Source organism: Enterobacter sp. WI-ESBL-E8 (genome assembly GCF_053364895.1).
This window is the reverse complement of sequence record NZ_JBRWXJ010000001.1, coordinates 1,481,327-1,498,113: the sequence shown is the minus strand read 5'-3', so window position 1 is coordinate 1,498,113 and position 16,787 is coordinate 1,481,327. Positions and strand designations below refer to the sequence as shown.

Annotated in this window: 15 protein-coding genes; 8 read left to right on the top strand and 7 right to left on the bottom strand. The window is 55.9% G+C overall.

Annotation, left to right across the window (positions count from 1 at the left end; translation table 11 throughout):
* Positions 1 to 40: 40 nt before the first annotated feature.
* The 5 genes from ACWHWP_RS07135 to mntR all read right to left on the bottom strand — a co-directional run bounded on the left by ACWHWP_RS07135 (position 41) and on the right by mntR (position 5,907).
* Entirely contained in the window at positions 41 to 1,564 is a 1,524-nt protein-coding gene (locus tag ACWHWP_RS07135; protein ID WP_213751013.1) for an efflux transporter outer membrane subunit, read from the bottom strand.
* Positions 1,564 to 3,135, bottom strand: coding sequence for a DHA2 family efflux MFS transporter permease subunit (locus ACWHWP_RS07130; RefSeq protein ID WP_059310717.1), 1,572 nt, complete (start codon positions 3,133 to 3,135; stop codon positions 1,564 to 1,566). The genes ACWHWP_RS07135 and ACWHWP_RS07130 overlap by 1 nt, the downstream gene beginning before the upstream one ends.
* Complete coding sequence (locus ACWHWP_RS07125) at positions 3,132 to 4,226, bottom strand: HlyD family secretion protein (protein ID WP_032661279.1); 1,095 nt, start codon at positions 4,224 to 4,226, stop codon at positions 3,132 to 3,134. The genes ACWHWP_RS07130 and ACWHWP_RS07125 overlap by 4 nt, the downstream gene beginning before the upstream one ends.
* 101 nt (positions 4,227 to 4,327) lie before the next feature.
* Positions 4,328 to 5,437 (bottom strand): anion transporter, encoded by a 1,110-nt coding sequence (locus ACWHWP_RS07120; protein ID WP_447855302.1) that lies wholly within the window; start codon positions 5,435 to 5,437, stop codon positions 4,328 to 4,330.
* A complete protein-coding gene (gene mntR, locus ACWHWP_RS07115; RefSeq protein WP_023335001.1) occupies positions 5,434 to 5,907 on the bottom strand; it encodes a manganese-binding transcriptional regulator MntR in 474 nt (157 codons plus the stop codon). Before mntR ends, ACWHWP_RS07120 begins: the two co-directional genes overlap by 4 nt.
* A 183-nt stretch (positions 5,908 to 6,090) precedes the next feature.
* Between mntR and mntS the strand changes: the two genes are divergently transcribed.
* Both mntS and ACWHWP_RS07105 read left to right on the top strand, forming a co-directional pair.
* Positions 6,091 to 6,219, top strand: a complete 129-nt coding sequence (gene mntS, locus ACWHWP_RS07110) for a manganase accumulation protein MntS (protein ID WP_014831181.1) — start codon at positions 6,091 to 6,093, stop codon at positions 6,217 to 6,219.
* A 282-nt stretch (positions 6,220 to 6,501) separates the two neighbouring features.
* The gene (locus ACWHWP_RS07105; protein WP_059310719.1) at positions 6,502 to 8,085 is read left to right on the top strand and encodes a phosphoethanolamine transferase; all 1,584 of its coding nucleotides are present in this window, start codon (positions 6,502 to 6,504) and stop codon (positions 8,083 to 8,085) included.
* A 118-nt stretch (positions 8,086 to 8,203) separates the two neighbouring features.
* Here ACWHWP_RS07105 and ompX read toward each other — a convergent pair whose 3' ends face one another.
* The gene (gene ompX, locus ACWHWP_RS07100) at positions 8,204 to 8,722 is read right to left on the bottom strand and encodes an outer membrane protein OmpX (protein WP_008501173.1); all 519 of its coding nucleotides are present in this window, start codon (positions 8,720 to 8,722) and stop codon (positions 8,204 to 8,206) included.
* A gap of 354 nt (positions 8,723 to 9,076) precedes the next feature.
* On the opposite strand from ompX, the gene rhtA reads away from it, so the two are divergent.
* From rhtA to ybiO, 6 genes are all read left to right on the top strand, one after another.
* On the top strand, positions 9,077 to 9,964 hold the full coding sequence (rhtA, locus tag ACWHWP_RS07095) for a threonine/homoserine exporter RhtA (protein ID WP_047347008.1): 888 nt from the start codon (positions 9,077 to 9,079) through the stop codon (positions 9,962 to 9,964).
* A 299-nt stretch (positions 9,965 to 10,263) separates the two neighbouring features.
* Positions 10,264 to 10,767: a DNA starvation/stationary phase protection protein Dps gene (gene dps / locus ACWHWP_RS07090; protein ID WP_010428924.1), complete on the top strand. Its 504-nt coding sequence runs from the start codon at positions 10,264 to 10,266 to the stop codon at positions 10,765 to 10,767.
* Positions 10,768 to 11,129: 362 nt separating this feature from the next.
* Entirely contained in the window at positions 11,130 to 11,873 is a 744-nt protein-coding gene (gene glnH, locus ACWHWP_RS07085; protein ID WP_023310880.1) for a glutamine ABC transporter substrate-binding protein GlnH, read from the top strand.
* A gap of 84 nt (positions 11,874 to 11,957) precedes the next feature.
* On the top strand, positions 11,958 to 12,617 hold the full coding sequence (gene glnP / locus ACWHWP_RS07080) for a glutamine ABC transporter permease GlnP (protein WP_010428919.1): 660 nt from the start codon (positions 11,958 to 11,960) through the stop codon (positions 12,615 to 12,617).
* The gene (gene glnQ, locus ACWHWP_RS07075; RefSeq protein ID WP_059310721.1) at positions 12,614 to 13,336 is read left to right on the top strand and encodes a glutamine ABC transporter ATP-binding protein GlnQ; all 723 of its coding nucleotides are present in this window, start codon (positions 12,614 to 12,616) and stop codon (positions 13,334 to 13,336) included. The genes glnP and glnQ overlap by 4 nt, the downstream gene beginning before the upstream one ends.
* Positions 13,337 to 13,460: 124 nt before the next feature.
* Positions 13,461 to 15,674: a mechanosensitive channel protein gene (ybiO, locus tag ACWHWP_RS07070; RefSeq protein ID WP_059310722.1), complete on the top strand. Its 2,214-nt coding sequence runs from the start codon at positions 13,461 to 13,463 to the stop codon at positions 15,672 to 15,674.
* A gap of 45 nt (positions 15,675 to 15,719) precedes the next feature.
* On the opposite strand, the gene rlmF is transcribed toward ybiO, so the two are convergent.
* Positions 15,720 to 16,631 (bottom strand): 23S rRNA (adenine(1618)-N(6))-methyltransferase RlmF, encoded by a 912-nt coding sequence (rlmF, locus tag ACWHWP_RS07065; protein ID WP_063955576.1) that lies wholly within the window; start codon positions 16,629 to 16,631, stop codon positions 15,720 to 15,722.
* Positions 16,632 to 16,787: the final 156 nt, after the last annotated feature.

The window sequence follows — 16,787 nt, the reverse complement described above, 5'->3', positions numbered from 1 at the left end:
GTGGCGTTCCTGTCCGTTTCTTGCCCAATCCTCTGAAAATTTATCCGCGCGGGGCGTCGCCAAAGACGCTGTAGTCCGGTAACTGCACCTGCTGATACGGCTCCCAGCCGCCGCCAAGCGCTTTATAGAGCGCGACCAGGTCGAGCGCGCTTTGCACCTGAGCCTGCGCGCGCTGCTGCTCGGCCTGCGCCAGCTGCCGCTGGGCGTCCAGCACGTCGATAAAGCTGGCGATGCCCTGCCGGTAGCTGTCGCTCGCCAGGTCAAACGCGTTTTGCAGCGCGTCGATGGTTTTCGCCAGCCCCGCTTCACGCTGCTGGTCGGTGCGATAGCTGACCAGCGCGTTTTCCACATCGCCGAGCGCTGTCAGCACCGTCTGTCGATAGTCCAGCACCGCCGCCCCCTGCTGCGCCCGCGCGACCTTCACGCTGGAGACCAGTCGTCCGCCCTGGAAGATGGGAATAGAGACCTGCGGGCCAAAGCTGTAGAAGTGGCTGCTCCAGTCGGTGAGCCAGTTGGTTTCGCTGTTTCGCAGGCCAAACTGCCCGGAAAGGGTAAAGCTCGGGAACAGCTCCGCCACCGAAACGCCGATTTGCGCCGTGGCGGCATGCAGATTCGCCTCCGCTTCGCGAACGTCAGGTCGGCGGCGCGCCAGCGTCGACGGAATGCCCGTTTGCACGATATCCGGCAGGGCTGGCATCGGCTGCACGCTTTGCAATTCCGCATCCAGCGCGCCCGGCGGTTTGCCGAGCAGGATCGCCAGGCCGTTCATCGCCTGGCGCTCCTGTGCCTGATATTGCGGCAGCTGTGCTTCGAGATTGCCCAGCTGCGCCCGGGCATTTTCCACGTCCATCTGCGGAGACAGCCCGCCGCGCTGGCGGCTTTCGGTCAGATCCAGCGTCTGCTGGGCGCTTTTTATCTGGGTGTTCAGCGTGGCGATAATGCTCTGTGCCCCGCGCAGCTGCAGCCACGCGCGCGCCACTTCCGCTTCCAGCGACACCAGGGCGTCGTTACGCTGCTCTATCGCCGCCTTCTGCTGCGCTTCTGCCGCCTCCACCTGCCGGCGCACCTTGCCCCACAGGTCGATTTCCCACTGGGCGTCGAAGCTGCCCTGGTAAAGGTTAATCGGCTGCGTCAGCGGCCCCAGCGCGCCTTTCAAATTAGGATCGATGCTATCCACCTGGTCGTATACGCCGTGGGATTTCAGCTCCCCTTCCAGGCCGAGCTGCTGGCGTGTCGCCTGCAGATTGCCATTCACCGACGGGTAAAACGCCCCTCCCGCCTGGTTAATCTGTTCGCGCGCTCCCGCGATGCGCAGCACCGTTTGCTGCAGCGTCAGGTTTCCGGCAATGGCGCGCTCAACCAGGCTGTCGAGCTGCGGCGAGCCGAAGGTTTTCCACCAGCGCGGGTTGGTCGCGGCGGAGGTGGTTTGTGATTTCACCGCGCTGTCGCCCTTATCGTTCCAGTGCGTAACGGCGGGCGGCGCGGGCTGCTGGTAATCCGGCCCGACGGCACAGCCCGCCAGCAGCATCATTATCATCAGAGGGTGTAAACGTCTGTGTATCATCAGTGTGCTCCTGCACTCCCCTCGCTCTTAACCGGCGAGAGCAACAAACAAAACGGAATCAATAGCAAGGCCACCGCGCTCAGAATGGTGAAGACGTCGATGTAGGCCAGGAAGCGCGACTGCTCAATCATGGTCTGGTACATGCGTCCGGTGGCAATCCCGGTGGGGTCCCCTACCTGGGTGGTGAAGTTCTGGATTGCCTGGGCGCTTTCGCGTATCGCCTGCTGAAACTGCTCGTTAAACGGCGAGGCGTGGTACGCAAGGTGCGCGCTGTGCGCCTGCGAGCGCTCGGTAATCGCCGCCGTCGACAGCGAAATCCCAACCGAACCCGCAACGTTACGGAACATGGTGAACAGCGCTGCGGCATCGGCGTTCAGCCGCCTTGGAATCGAAATAAAGGCAATGGTGGTCAGCGGCACAAACAGGAACCCCAGCCCTATCGACTGGGCGCTGCGGAACAGCACCAGGGTTTCGAAGTCAATATCCGGGGTCAGCGTGCGCGACCAGAAGAACGACACCGCCAGACAGGTAAAGCCAAAGGCAATAATCCAGCGCGTCTGCACCACCGGCATCAGCTTCAATACCAGCGGGATAGTTAAGACGATCAGCACCGCCCCGGGCGACAGCACCAGCCCGGACCAGGTAGCGGTGTAGCCCAAATCCTGCTGCGCCAGCTGCGGGATCACCACCGAGCTGCCGTACAAAATCATCGCCATCCCGGCCATCAGCAGGCTGGAGACGGCGAAGTTGCGGTCCTTCATGCAGTGCAAATCCACCACCGGCTTTTTGGCATACACCAGCCAGTAGATGGCGCCGATAATGCCGACAAGCGTCAACACGGCGAAGGTACGAATAAAGTTCGAGTAGAACCAGTCTTCATCTTCCCCGCGGTCAAGCATCACCTGCAGGCAGCCCAGCCCCAGCGCGATCAGGCCGATCCCCGTCCAGTCGATGGTCAGCTTCTCTTTTGATTTGCTCTCCCACGGCGGATCTTCCAGCAGCTGGTAGATCGCCAGCACCGTCACAATCCCCACCGGGATATTGATAAAGAACACCCAGCGCCAGGAGTAGTTATCCGTGATCCAGCCGCCCAGCGTCGGGCCAAGCACTGGCGCAACGATGATGGCGATGGACGACAGCCCAAAGGCTTTGCCCCTGTCTTCCGGCTTAAAGTAATCGAGTAAGACCGACTGCTGCGTGGGCTGAAGTCCGCCGCCAAAAAAACCCTGCATCACGCGGAACAGAATGATCTGCCACAGCTCGGTGGCGATCCCGCACAGGAACGAGCAGACGGTGAACATGACGATGCAGATCAGGAAGAACTGCTTGCGGCCGAACACCCGGCTCAGAAACGCCGAGATGGGCAGCACGATGCCGTTCGCGACCAGATAGCTGGTTAACACCCAGGTGGATTCGTCATAGCTGGACGAGAGTGAACCCGCCACGTGGGGCAACGCAACGTTGACGATGGTGGTGTCGAGGATCTCCATAAACACCGCCAGGGTGACAACAATCGCCACCGCCCACGGATTGCTGGCGGGCTTCCAGCTGTCGTGGCTGTGATCCGTCATTCCACCGTCACCTTCGGTGCCACCGACAGCCCCAGCGGCAGCGGTTTGTTTGGATCCAGGCCTTTATCAATGACGATTTTGACCGGCACGCGCTGCACAATTTTAACGAAGTTGCCGGTGGCATTTTCTGCCGGGAAGGCGGAGAAGCGCGAACCGCTGCCCTGCTGGATACTGTCTACGTGGCCCTCAAGCTCCATATCCGGCCATGCGTCAACAGACACGGTGACCTTATCACCCGGCTTCATGCGCTCAAGCTGCGACTCTTTAAAGTTCGCCACCACCCACACGTTTGGAGAAACCAGCGAGAACAGCGCCGTTCCCGCCTGCACCAGCGTGCCGGGCTGCACGTTGCGTTTGGTGACGACGCCGTCGAACGGGGCGCGGACTTCGGTATAGGAGAGGTTAAGATTGGCGGTTTCCAGCTGGGCTTTAGCCTGATCGACCTGACGCTCGCGCGCTTCAACGTTGGTTTCCTGCTGGCGGATTTGCAGTTGAACCTGTTCCGCCACTTCCAGCTGCGCTTGGGCGCTGGCCAGCCCCGCCTGTGCGCTACGCAGCTGTGCGTTCGCGGAATCAATACTTTGCTGGGTGGTTGCGCGCGGGTCCACGCCGCGCTGGCGACGGTACTCTGCCTGGGCGTTCGCCAGATCGGCCTGCGCTTTCAGCACCTGCGCTTTGGCTTCGTCACGCTGTGCGGGATACTGGACTTTTGAGAGCGCCAGCTGCGCCTGGGCCTGGTGCAGCTGCGCGATGGCCAGCCCAAGCTGGGCCTGCGCCTGATCGCGCTGTGCGGTAGTATCTCGCGGATCGATGACCACCAGCAGATCGCCCTTTTTCACGCGCTGGTTATCGCGCACGCGCAGCTCGGTGACGTAGCCTGCCGTTTTGGGGGCGATGGTCACCACGTCGCCGTCGGTAAAGGCGTCGTCAGTCGTCTCTTCGTTACGGGTTAAAAACCACCAGACCAGCGCCACGACGACCATTACCACCACGACAATGCCGAGGATAATTAATGGTTTTTTGCCCGGGCGCTTACGCTCATTATTGTTTTTGTCCTGCTCGTCAGCAGGCGGATTTTGATCTTCAGCCATAGGTCAGCAACGGTCCTGTCAGTGAGCGGCATCACACTATGCCGTTCACTAAAGCTAGGACGTTGCTATACGTTTGCCAGGAAAAACTGACAAATTGCGCACTATATGAGAAGGAATATTCCGAAACCGATCGCCGCGGCCCATAACAGCATCGGGATCGACCAGAGATGAAAGCGCCACCAGATACGACGGTCGTTAGCCATGCGCAGGGCTATCAGGTTTGCCAGCGAACCGGGCAGCAGCCCAAACCCGCCGATGTTAACGGCCCAGGCCAGCAGCGTGTCCGGCGGAACATAGTTGAGCAGCAGAATGGTGGAAGGCACGTTGCTGATAACCTGAGACAGGCCAATTGCCGTCAGCCACAGTCCCGGCTGAGACAGCGTACTGACGCTGTGCAGCACGTTTTGCAGCACCGGAAGCTGGATAAGAAGATGCACATCAATAAACATCGCCATAAAGACCAGCAGAAGCGTCCAGTCCACGCTCACCAGCACGCGGCGCGCCAGCACGACAAACCCCGCCGCAACGAGCAGGACGCCCGCCAGCTCATACTTCAGCTCCAGCGCGAACAGAAAGACGATGTATAACGCAAGGCAGCTCCAGACCAGGCGAGGTTGCCACTGCGGGCCGGTTGTTCCGCTGTGGTACTGCAGTTTTTTATCCGGAAACGCAAACCAGCAGACCGCCAGCAGCGACAGCATCATCACCAGCGCCAGAGGGGCCATCTGCCAGGTAAAGGCGGCGAACGACAGCCCGGAACGTCCCCAGAGAAGGATATTTTGCGGGTTGCCGATAGGCGTTAACAGCGAGCCGGCGTTGACGGCCAGCGCTTCAAAGATGATCAAGCGGCTGACCGGGATCTCGCAAAGCTTACGCAGTGTGAGCGTGAGGGGCACGATGATAAACAGCGCCACATCGTTGGTCAGAAACGTCGACAGCACCGCGGCGGAGAACACCATAAACAGCGACAGCCTGCGCTCGGTGGCAAAGCGGCGCACCATTTTACGTCCCAGCACGTCAAAATAGCCGCTCAGCTCGACCCCTTTGGTGAGCATCATTAAGCCGCTCAGGGTAATGATGGTGCGCCAGTCAATGGCGGCAGGCCAGGCGCGCGGTGCAAACGGCACAAAGAGGCTTAATGCTGCGCCAATGAGTAATAAGAGATGGAAGAAACGATCGCGGGCCAGGGCCTGCAGTCCAGGGATTTTCATTCAGCGGAGGGACCATACTTAAGCGTAAATTCACGAAACTTCACCAGCGTCTCTTCACTGACGTGGTGCTCCATTCCTTCCGCATCCCGGCGGGCGATCTCCGGGCTGACGCCCAACACCAGTAAAAAATTCTCGACAAGCTGATGGCGCTCGCGGCTCTCCTGCGCGAGCTTCTCCCCTTCTGGCGTCAGAAAGACACCGCGCCAGGGGATCATTTCAATTAAGCCCACCGAGGCCAGACGTTTTAACATTTTAGCGACAGTCGGTTGCGAAACCCCCAGCCTGGCGGCCATATCGACCTGACGCGCTTCCCCGACCTCACGGATCAGATCGGAAATGAGCTCAACATAATCATCAATCAGTTCACGCCGGTGCGCTTCACGGACCTGGCGAAAACCTTCGACATGTTCTTCAACATTCACCAGTTGCGTCGTTTTCCTCATTGTTGGCTTACCTGCGCGACGGTTCATTGTACTTCCTCAGTGGGGTGACGCTTCCAGCGCCCGGTATCGAGAGCGCACATTGTAAACCATAGCTCTGCAAGCACAAAAAATTAACGAAATAGCCATAGCTATACAATATAGCCTGTGCTATATCTGTATGTAATGCAGTCACCCTTCACGGATCGAAGGGATCAAAAATCAGGAGGTCTTATGAACGAATTCAAGAGGTGTATGACCGTGTTTACCCACTCTCCCTTTAAAGTGCGCTTGATGCTGTTGAACATGCTGTGCGATATGTTTAACAACAAACCGCATCAGGACGACAAACCTTCCCACTAAGCGGCGTTGCGGTACGCCGCGTCATTTTCCCGTCACAATCTCGCTGTAAACTGGCTTCCAGCCGCCTTATTCCCGATCTTTTTTACGGATTTGCAGTCCCCTTCGCAAAACATCTGCTTAGCAACTGTTGATATTATTTACCGCTCGCACTATCTTCTTGCAGCCCTGCACAATTTGCGGCTCGCTGAAGCGGACCCTATTCCCTCTCCACGCACTGTCAGGCAGGTTATGACCCTTGACGCCAGGGTGAGCACATGGCGTTTTCATCCATGATAGTGACCTATGAATTTAACCCTGATAGATACCGTTGTGACCCGCAGTCGGGCCTTAAGCCCGTGGACGGGTTTTTACTTTTTGCAGTCATTGCTGATTAACTTTTCGCTGGGTTACCCCTTTAGTCTGCTCTACGCGGTGGCTTTCACCTGCGTGCTGCATGTGCTCTGGCGAGCCGCACCGCGCGTGCAAAAAGCAGTAATCGGGATCTGTTCGCTGGTTGCTGCGCTCTATTTCCCGTTTGGTCAGGCATACGGCTCGCCAAACTTTAATACCCTGCTGGCGCTGCACTCGACCAATATGGAAGAGTCGACGGAGATCCTGACTATTTTCCCGTGGTACAGCTACGTGGTCGGGCTCTTTATCTTCGCGTTGGGCGTTATCGCCATCCGCCGTCAGTCGGGCGAGAAAAAACCCTGGGGCAAGATCGAAATACTCTGTCTGGTGTTCAGCATTGCCGTGGCGTTTGTCGCCCCCATCCAGAATATTCCCTGGGACGGTAAGTTAAGGCTCATCAATATCGGCTATCCGGTTTTCCGCTTCGTGAAAGACGTTGTTGTAAATAATAAAGAGGTGCTCGACGAACAGGCGCGTATGGCTGAGCTTTCCAATATGAAAGACACCTGGAACGTGCTGGCCGTGAAGCCGAAATACCACACCTATGTGGTGGTGATTGGCGAAAGCGCACGTCGCGATGCAATGGGGGCGTTTGGCGGACACTGGGATAACACTCCGTTTGCCAACACGGTTAAAGGCACCCTGTTTACCGATTATGTCGCGGCCAGCGGCTCGACGCAGAAATCGCTCGGCCTGACGCTTAACCGCGTGGTGGATGGCAAACCGCAGTATCAGGATAATTTTGTGACCCTGGCAAACCGCGCGGGTTATCAGACATGGTGGTTCTCCAATCAGGGGCAGATTGGCGAATACGATACGGCCATCGCCAGCATTGCCAAGCGTGCTGACGAAGTGCAGTTCCTGAAGAGCGGCGACTTTGAAGCGGACAAAAATACCAAAGACGAAGCGCTGCTGAAAATGACGGCACAGGTGTTCGCCACCCCGCGCACCCAGCCTCAGCTGATTGTCCTGCACCTGATGGGGTCACACCCGCAGGCCTGCGACCGAACTGGCGGGAAGTATGCGGAGTTCGTTCAGTCTAAAGAGACCTCGTGCTATCTCTACACCATGACGCAAACAGACGACCTGCTCAGCAAGCTGTACGAACAGTTACGCAACACGGGCGAAAGCTTCTCCATGGTCTATTTCTCGGATCACGGGCTGGCGTTCAAAGAGCGCGGTAAAGAGGTGCAGTATCTGGCCCACGATGACAAGTTCCAGCAGAACTTCCAGGTGCCGTTTATGGTGCTGTCGAGTGACGATAAAACGCATCGCGTTATTAAAGCGCGTCGTTCAGCTAATGATTTCCTGCAGTTCTTCTCGCAGTGGACGGGGATTAAGGCCGAGCAGATAAAAAGTGCTTACCCGTTTGTCTCAAACAAGAAAGCGCCCCCAGTGTACGTTACCAACTTCAAGTTACAGAAAGTTGACTACAACCATCTGGGTACGGATATGTTTGATATTAAGAGTAAGTAAACTATGTCGACTCGTGCGGCCTGATGCCCTCACCCTGGCCCTCTCCCACGGGGAGAGGGAAAGAAGATAAAAAAAATCCGCCACATTGGGCGGATTTTTTATAGGCTCACCGAAGTGATTAGAAGCGGTAACCTACGCCCGCGATCCAGGTGCCAACGTCAACGTTGCGGATACGGCTCTGCTCATAAGAGAAGTCCAGAGCAACGTCCTGGATTGGGTTGAACTGCAGGCCTGCGCCATAGGAGAAGCCATAGTCGCTGTTGCTTGCAGTGCGGTTCAGACCTTCGTTTTCGGTCTGCTGGAATTTACCGTAGCCAACACCTACAACACCGTAGATGCTTGCCCAGTCATTCAGACGGTAAGCTGGACCAGCAGTGATACCGTAGTACTGGCCTTTGTTGTATGCGCCGTTTTCAGAACGATCTTTCTCGGTGTAGGTGAAAGAACCGATCACGCCCAGTGGGTTGTTATCCTGCTCGTAGCGATACTTCAGGTTGAAACCGTTAGCTTTGTTCATCACGCCCTGATAGTCGCTCTGAGCGTAACCACCAGTAACAGTAGAAGTAGCAGCTACAGCGGTACCTGCGGAAACAGCCAGTACAGCGGCCAGTGCTGAAAGACATGCAATTTTTTTCATAACCACCTCAAATGTGCTTCAAGTAAGTCCGTAAGCTTTAAATATATCAAAAAAATTTGCGAAACTCTTTGTGATTCGTGATGTCTAATGAAACCTTTCCTGTAACAGAACGTTTCCAGCGTCAGCTATCTCTTTCAAATCACATGCAATTTTCACTACTAAATGCGCATAGTGCGCGCACGCGCCGTTACATTCATCCAGATTATTCCTAATCTATCAGGCGATAAATCCACCAGCGCTTAACCATTTTACGGATTTCACGAGGTTTTTTTTCAACAGCGCCTCAACCGTTGCCGCTTATTTCCTTTACACTGCAACCTTTACTTCATTTGACATAAGCTGACAGGAGAAAGGATGCCTGGGTTATCCCGCACGTCGTCGGTCTGGTTGCCGGTAGCCGTCATACTCATTGCCATGTTGTCCATTCAAAGCGGCGCTTCGCTGGCAAAATCGCTTTTCCCGCTGGTTGGCGCGCCTGGGGTCACCGCCCTGCGTATCGTGCTGGGTACGGCAATACTGGTGGTCATTTTCAAACCCTGGCGTCTGCGCTTTAAAAAGGAGCAGCGTCTGCCTCTGCTGTTTTATGGGCTCTCCCTCGGGGCGATGAACTATCTGTTCTACCTCTCCATTCAGACAATACCGCTGGGGATTGCCGTCGCGCTGGAGTTTACCGGCCCACTGGCCGTGGCGCTTTTCTCCTCACGACGTCCGGTTGATTTTATCTGGGTCATATTAGCCGTGCTGGGCTTATGGTTCTTACTCCCGCTGGGCCAGAACGTCTCTGAGATCGATCTCACGGGCGCAGCGCTGGCGCTGGGTGCAGGCGCCTGCTGGGCTATCTATATATTAACAGGCCAGCGCGCAGGGGAAGAGCATGGACCGGCGACGGTCGCGTTAGGTTCACTCATCGCCGCTATCGTCTTTGTGCCCATCGGCATGGCGCAGGCGACGGAATCAATCTGGCAGTGGTCCGTTATGCCCGTCGGGCTGGCGGTCGCGATTCTCTCCACCGCACTCCCCTACTCTCTGGAAATGATTGCCCTGACGCGCCTGCCGACACGCATTTTTGGCACGCTGATGAGCATGGAGCCTGCGCTTGCGGCGATTTCCGGGATGGTGTTTCTCGGCGAAACCCTGACATTGACCCAGACGCTGGCGCTCTGCTCAATTATCGCCGCATCAATGGGTTCGACGCTCACCATGCGTCCCGAACCAAAAGTTGAGAAGGTAGATATCAGCTAAGGCCATATATTCTGCATGGCTTGCGTGCCATGCAGAATAAAGGCCAGAATGAAAGGCATTATAATTTCTTACACACATTGTCATATTCACGAAATATCCCTCCGCGGTGACTTGCTCATCCAGCAATTAAGATTGATCTGTATCAATTTATAAAATCACCATTAGTTTCAATAGATTATATCCTCAACCTCCTTTTCGCTATTAAACCGATAGGTACAGCCAGACCGCAGAGAAAAAATCTGGTGCTATACTTAGTTCCGTAATTACCTGGGACATAAACATCAAGAGGATATGAGATTATGAGTACCGCTAAACTGGTGAAAACGAAAGCGTCTAATCTGCTTTATACCCGTAACGATGTATCGGATAGCGACAAAAAGGCGACCATTGAGTTGCTGAATCGCCAGGTGATCCAGTTCATCGATCTTTCGCTGATCACCAAACAGGCCCACTGGAATATGCGCGGTGCAAACTTTATTGCCGTTCATGAAATGCTGGATGGCTTCCGCACAGCACTGGTTACCCACCTTGATACGATGGCTGAACGTGCCGTTCAGCTAGGCGGCGTCGCGCTGGGTACCACGCAGGTAATCAACAGCAAAACGCCTCTGAAGAGTTATCCGCTGGATATCCATACCGTTCAGGATCACCTGAAAGAGCTGGCGGACCGCTACGCGATTGTGGCCAATGACGTGCGCAAAGCGATCGGCGAAGCCAAAGACGAAGATACCGCAGACATTTTCACCGCCGCATCTCGCGACCTGGATCAGTTCCTGTGGTTTATCGAATCTAACATCGAATAATTCATACGAATTTTCTATCAAACCCTCGCCCTCCGGTGAGGGTTTTGCACATCTATAGTGCACGCTTTTTGCCTGAGACAGTGCAAAAGTGAAGAAATTGTAATAATCACCTCACACAACCGTTAACGAAAGATTGTTTTTTCGTCAGAATTTCCGCTAAATGTCTCTCCGTCAGTTGCCCCAAACGAAGCGCACCAAAACAGTGCTCCACTTTGGTGCAATAAAACCTCATTGCCCCATTTATTGTGCAATGCATGACATTATCCCCTTTGCAAAACAATAACTTGTAAAGTTGGCACGATTTTTTCATTGTGCCACCTGTTCTCGCAGGGGATCGCCCCGTGGATATAAAAGGAAATGCTATGAAGTCTGTATTAAAAGTTTCACTGGCTGCACTTACCCTGGCTTTTGCGGTGTCCTCTCAGGCTGCCGACAAACTGGTTGTGGCGACCGACACGGCGTTCGTTCCGTTTGAATTCAAACAGGGTGATAAATACGTTGGTTTTGATGTGGATCTGTGGGCCGCTGTCGCAAAAGAACTCAAACTGGATTACACCCTGAAGCCAATGGACTTCAGCGGCATCATCCCGGCACTGCAAACCAAAAACGTGGATCTGGCGCTGGCGGGTATCACCATCACTGATGAACGTAAAAAAGCGATCGACTTCTCTGACGGCTACTATAAAAGCGGCCTGCTGGTCATGGTCAAAGCCGATAATAACGACGTAAAAAGCGTGAAAGATCTCGACGGCAAAGTGGTTGCGGTGAAGAGCGGCACCGGTTCCGTTGATTACGCAAAAGCAAATATCAAAACTAAAGACCTGCGCCAGTTCCCGAACATCGACAACGCGTACATGGAACTCGGCACCAACCGTGCTGACGCTGTTCTGCACGACACGCCTAACATCCTGTACTTCATCAAAACGGCGGGCAACGGCAAGTTCAAGGCCGTGGGCGAGTCTCTGGAAGCACAGCAGTACGGTATCGCGTTCCCGAAAGGCAGCGACGATCTGCGCACAAAAGTTAACGGCGCGCTGAAAACGCTGAAAGAGAACGGCACCTATAACGAAATCTACAAAAAATGGTTCGGCACCGAGCCTAAATAATAAGACGTAAAAATGACGTTCACTCGGGGGCGACCTTTCGCCCCTGCTATTTTTGAAACACGGTAACAGTAACAGGAAATTATCATGCAGTTTGACTGGAGCGCCATCTGGCCTGCCATTCCACTCTTGCTTGAAGGCGCTAAAATGACCCTGTGGATTTCGGTCCTAGGTCTGGTTGGTGGGTTGATTATCGGTCTTGTCGCCGGTTTCGCCCGCACCTACGGCGGCTGGATCGCAAACCACATCGCACTGGTTTTCATCGAAGTGATCCGCGGCACTCCTATTGTCGTGCAGGTCATGTTCATCTACTTCGCCCTGCCAATGGCCTTCAATGACCTGCGCATCGACCCGTTCAGCGCAGCCGTCGTCACCATTATGATCAACTCAGGGGCCTACATTGCGGAAATCACCCGCGGTGCGGTCCTGTCGATTCATAAAGGTTTCAGTGAAGCCGGTCTGGCATTGGGTCTTTCTCGTCGCGAAACGATCCGCCACGTTATTCTGCCGCTGGCGCTGCGCCGCATGCTGCCGCCGCTCGGTAACCAGTGGATCATCAGCATTAAAGATACGTCGCTGTTCATCGTTATCGGCGTAGCGGAGCTGACCCGTCAGGGACAGGAGATCATCGCTGGCAACTTCCGCGCGCTGGAAATCTGGAGTGCGGTAGCCGTTGTCTACCTGATCATTACTCTGGTTCTGAGCTTCGTTCTGCGTCGTCTTGAAAGAAGGATGAAAATCCTGTGATTGAATTTAAAAATGTTTCCAAGCACTTTGGCCCAACCCAGGTGCTGCACAATATTGATTTGAACATTAAGCAGGGTGAAGTGGTGGTCATTATCGGGCCGTCCGGCTCCGGTAAGTCGACGCTGCTGCGCTGCATCAACAAGCTGGAAGAAATCACCAGCGGCGATCTGATCGTCGACGGTCTGAAAGTGAACGACCCGAAAGTGGATGAGCGTCTGATTCGTCAGGAAGCGGGCATGGTGTTCCAGCAGTTCTATCTGTTCCCGCACCTGACGGCGCTGGAAAACGTGATGTTTGGCCCGCTGCGCGTGCGCGGTGCCAGCAAAGCGGCGGCGGAAGCGCTGGCAAAAGATCTGCTGGCGAAAGTGGGCCTGGCGGAACGTGCGCACCACTACCCTTCCGAGCTGTCCGGCGGCCAACAGCAGCGCGTGGCTATCGCCCGCGCGCTGGCGGTGAAACCGAAAATGATGCTGTTCGATGAGCCAACCTCAGCCCTTGACCCGGAGCTGCGTCACGAGGTGCTGAAAGTCATGCAGGATCTGGCAGAAGAAGGGATGACGATGGTTATCGTGACCCACGAAATCGGCTTTGCTGAGAAAGTGGCTTCCCGCCTGATCTTTATTGATAAAGGCCGTATCGCCGAAGACGGTAACCCGCAGGAATTGATTGCGAACCCGCCGAGCCAGCGCCTGCAGGAGTTCCTGCAGCACGTCTCCTGATCCATCGCTTCACGCTAAGCCGGGCATGCCCGGCTTTTTTACGCCAGATTGTTCCCAAAAATCCCCCGCCGCGCCCCGACTTCTATACTTATCATTTTGTTCGACATTTTCACCGGAGGACGCCGTGCCGTGGATCCTGTTGCTGTTGATTAGCCTGTTTAGTGCGCCATCGTTCGCCGTCGCGATCCCCGGCGTCACCACCGGAACGGCCGCGACGACGAACAGCACGCCGCCACCCGAGCCCGATGCCGAACAGAAAAAAGCTGCCTACGGCGCCCTTGCCGACGTCCTTGAGAACGACACCTCCCGGCAGGAGCTCATCGGCCAGCTGCGAAAAGTTGCCGCCACGCCGCCGCAGGAGCAGGCGCCCACCCTCACCCCAGTGCAGGCGGAGGAGCAAAAAACGGTGCTGGAAAACGTCACCGACGTGAGCCGCCACTATGGTGAAGCGCTCTCCTCGCGCTTTGCCCAGCTCTATCGCAACCTGATTGGCTCGCCGCATAAGCCCTTTAACCCACACACGTTTACCGCCGCCGCCACGCAGTTCCTGATGCTGGCGGGCGCGGTATTTCTTTTTTACTGGCTGGTACGCCTGTGCGCATGGCCGCTGTACCGCAAAATGGGGCAATGGGGGCGCAGGAAGAATCAGGAGAAAAGCAGCTGGCTCCATCTGCCGTTGATGATCGCCTCAGCGTTTATCATCGATTTACTGCTGCTGGCGTTGACGCTGTTTTTAGGCCAAATGCTGGCCGACAGGCTGAATGCAGGCAATAAAACCATCGCCTTCCAGCAATCGCTTTTCCTGAATGCCTTTGCGCTGATTGAGTTCTTCAAGGCGCTGCTGCGGTTACTCTTTTGTCCGCACGTCCCGGCGCTGCGTCCTTTCTCCATTCGCGATGAGAGCGCGAAATACTGGGCGCTGCGTCTGAGCGTCCTCAGCGGGCTGATTGGCTACGGCCTGCTGGTTGCCGTGCCGATCATCTCCAACCAGGTAAACGTCCAGTTTGGCGCCCTGGCAAACGTGATTATCATGCTCTGCATTACCGTCTGGTCGCTGTACCTTATCTTCCACAATAAAAAGACCATCACTGAGAGCCTCCTGCATCTGGCCGATCGCTCCCTCTCGTTCTTTAGCCTCTTTATTCGCGCGTTCGCCCTGGTATGGCACTGGCTGGCAAGCGCCTATTTCATCGTGCTGTGCTTCTTCTCGCTGTTCGATCCGGGAAACAGCCTGAAATTTATGATGGGGGCCACTTTCAAAAGCCTGGCGATTATCGGCATCGCGGCGTTTGTATCCGGCCTGCTGTCGCGCTGGATATCGAAGACCATTACCTTGTCACCGCAGGTTCAGCGCAATTACCCTGAGCTGCAAAAACGGGTGAACGGCTGGATGTCGGTATCGCTCAAGGTGGCGCGCATTCTGACCGTCTGCGTGGCGATTATGCTGCTCCTGAATGCGTGGAGCCTGTTTGATTTCTGGAACTGGCTGCATAACGGCGCAGGCGAAAAGACCGTCGATATTTTAATTCGTATCGCCCTGATCCTGTTCTTCTCCGCCGTCGGCTGGACGCTGCTGGCGAGCCTTATCGAGAACCGCCTGGTATCGGATATTCACGGCAGGCCGCTGCCCAGCGCGCGGGCAAGAACGCTGTTAACCTTATTCCGCAACGCGCTGGCGGTGATTATCAGCACCATCACCATCATGATTGTGCTGTCGGAAATCGGGGTGAACATCGCCCCGCTGCTGGCGGGGGCAGGTGCGCTGGGGCTGGCGATCTCCTTCGGCTCGCAAACGCTGGTGAAGGATATTATTACCGGCATCTTTATCCAGTTTGAGAACGGGATGAACACGGGGGATCTGGTCACGATTGGGCCGTTAACCGGCACGGTAGAGCGGATGTCCATACGCTCCGTCGGCGTGCGCCAGGACACCGGCGCGTACCACATCATTCCCTGGTCTTCGATCACCACCTTCGCCAACTTCGTGCGCGGTATTGGTTCCGTGGTGGCGAACTACGATGTGGATCGTCATGAGGATGCAGACAAAGCGAAGCAGGCGCTGCGGGATGCGGTAGAGGAGCTGATGCAGATGGACGATATTCGCGGGCTGGTGATCGGAGAGCCGTCGTTTGCCGGCATTGTCGGGCTGACGAACACGGCATTTACCCTGCGCGTGTCGTTCACCACGCAGCCGCTGAAGCAGTGGACGGTGCGCTTTGCCCTCGACAGCATGGTGAAAAAACACTTCGATCTGGCGAACGTGCGGATGCCGGTGCAGACGTATCAGGTGTTGCCGCCGCCCGCATCGCCGCTCCCGCCGCAGGAGCCGACGCTGTAACCGAGCCGGGTGGCGCCTTCGCCTTGCCCGGCCTACAACGGGGTACTATTTGCGACGTTTGTTATCGTCCATAAACGACCAGGCGATAAAGCGGCTCTGTTTCTGGCCTTGCGCCATCTCTTTTTTCACCACTTTTACGGCGCCCGCTTCGGTCAGCGCCCGATAGAGCGGCGGCAGGTTATCCCCCCGGGAGACCAGCGTCGTGAACCACTTCACCTGGCGGCCAAACTGCTTGCTTTCCGCTATCATGCGCAGGATAAACGCCACTTCGCCACCTTCACACCATAGCTCCTGCTGCTGTCCGCCGAAGTTCAGCGCGGCGTCTTCAGCCTGGCCCAGGTTGCGGCGCTTGCGCTCGCTGCCCGCGCGGGCCGCTGCTGCCGAATCATGGAACGGCGGATTGCACATCGTCGCGTCATAGCTTTCGTTTTTGTGAATAATGCCGTTGAAAATCGAGGCCGCATCTTTCTGACGGCGCAGGCGAATGGCGCGGCTTAAACCGGGGTTCGCGCTGATAATCGCCTGGGCGCTGGCAAAGGCCTCGGCACCGATTTCGCTCCCGGTAAAGCGCCAGTGATATTCATGCGCGCCGATCAGCGGGTAAATCAGGTTCGCCCCGGTACCGATATCCAGAACGGAGGCCTGCTCGGGAACCGCTCCGTCACGATCGTCTGCGAGGAGATCGGCAAGATGATGGACGTAATCAGCGCGGCCCGGCACGGGCGGGCAGAGAAAACCTTCCGGAATATCCCAGTGAGCCACACCGTAAAAATGCGCCAGCAGGGCTTTGTTGAGCATTTTAACCGCCAGCGGGTCAGCAAAGTTGACCGACGGTTCACCCGCAGGGGTCTGAACAATGTAGTCCCGCAGCGGAGGGCAGCTCAGGCATAACGCATTCATGTCGTAGCGGCTGCGGTGGCGATTTCGCGGGTGCAATCCCGGCTTTTGGGAAGTCATGGCATTCTCCTTTAAACAGCGGCGTAAGATACCCTTTGCTGGCCCAACGGTAAATCTTTCTCTGTGACGCTTAAAAAACCGACATAAATCAAACACCTTTATGTGTATGATCTGTCAACGAATTGTCAATTAACATCGTTCAAAAAATAAGCAGAT

Bases quoted from the DNA above. Each gene is read 5' to 3' on its own strand.
- ACWHWP_RS07135 (WP_213751013.1), bottom strand. From the start codon at position 1,564: ATGATACACAGACGTTTACACCCTCTGATGATAATGATGCTGCTGGCG.
- ACWHWP_RS07130 (WP_059310717.1), bottom strand. From the start codon at position 3,135: ATGACGGATCACAGCCACGACAGCTGGAAGCCCGCCAGCAATCCGTGG.
- ACWHWP_RS07125 (WP_032661279.1), bottom strand. From the start codon at position 4,226: ATGGCTGAAGATCAAAATCCGCCTGCTGACGAGCAGGACAAAAACAAT.
- ACWHWP_RS07120 (WP_447855302.1), bottom strand. From the start codon at position 5,437: ATGAAAATCCCTGGACTGCAGGCCCTGGCCCGCGATCGTTTCTTCCAT.
- mntR (WP_023335001.1), bottom strand. From the start codon at position 5,907: ATGAACCGTCGCGCAGGTAAGCCAACAATGAGGAAAACGACGCAACTG.
- mntS (WP_014831181.1), top strand. From the start codon at position 6,091: ATGAACGAATTCAAGAGGTGTATGACCGTGTTTACCCACTCTCCCTTT.
- ACWHWP_RS07105 (WP_059310719.1), top strand. From the start codon at position 6,502: ATGAATTTAACCCTGATAGATACCGTTGTGACCCGCAGTCGGGCCTTA.
- ompX (WP_008501173.1), bottom strand. From the start codon at position 8,722: ATGAAAAAAATTGCATGTCTTTCAGCACTGGCCGCTGTACTGGCTGTT.
- rhtA (WP_047347008.1), top strand. From the start codon at position 9,077: ATGCCTGGGTTATCCCGCACGTCGTCGGTCTGGTTGCCGGTAGCCGTC.
- dps (WP_010428924.1), top strand. From the start codon at position 10,264: ATGAGTACCGCTAAACTGGTGAAAACGAAAGCGTCTAATCTGCTTTAT.
- glnH (WP_023310880.1), top strand. From the start codon at position 11,130: ATGAAGTCTGTATTAAAAGTTTCACTGGCTGCACTTACCCTGGCTTTT.
- glnP (WP_010428919.1), top strand. From the start codon at position 11,958: ATGCAGTTTGACTGGAGCGCCATCTGGCCTGCCATTCCACTCTTGCTT.
- rlmF (WP_063955576.1), bottom strand. From the start codon at position 16,631: ATGACTTCCCAAAAGCCGGGATTGCACCCGCGAAATCGCCACCGCAGC.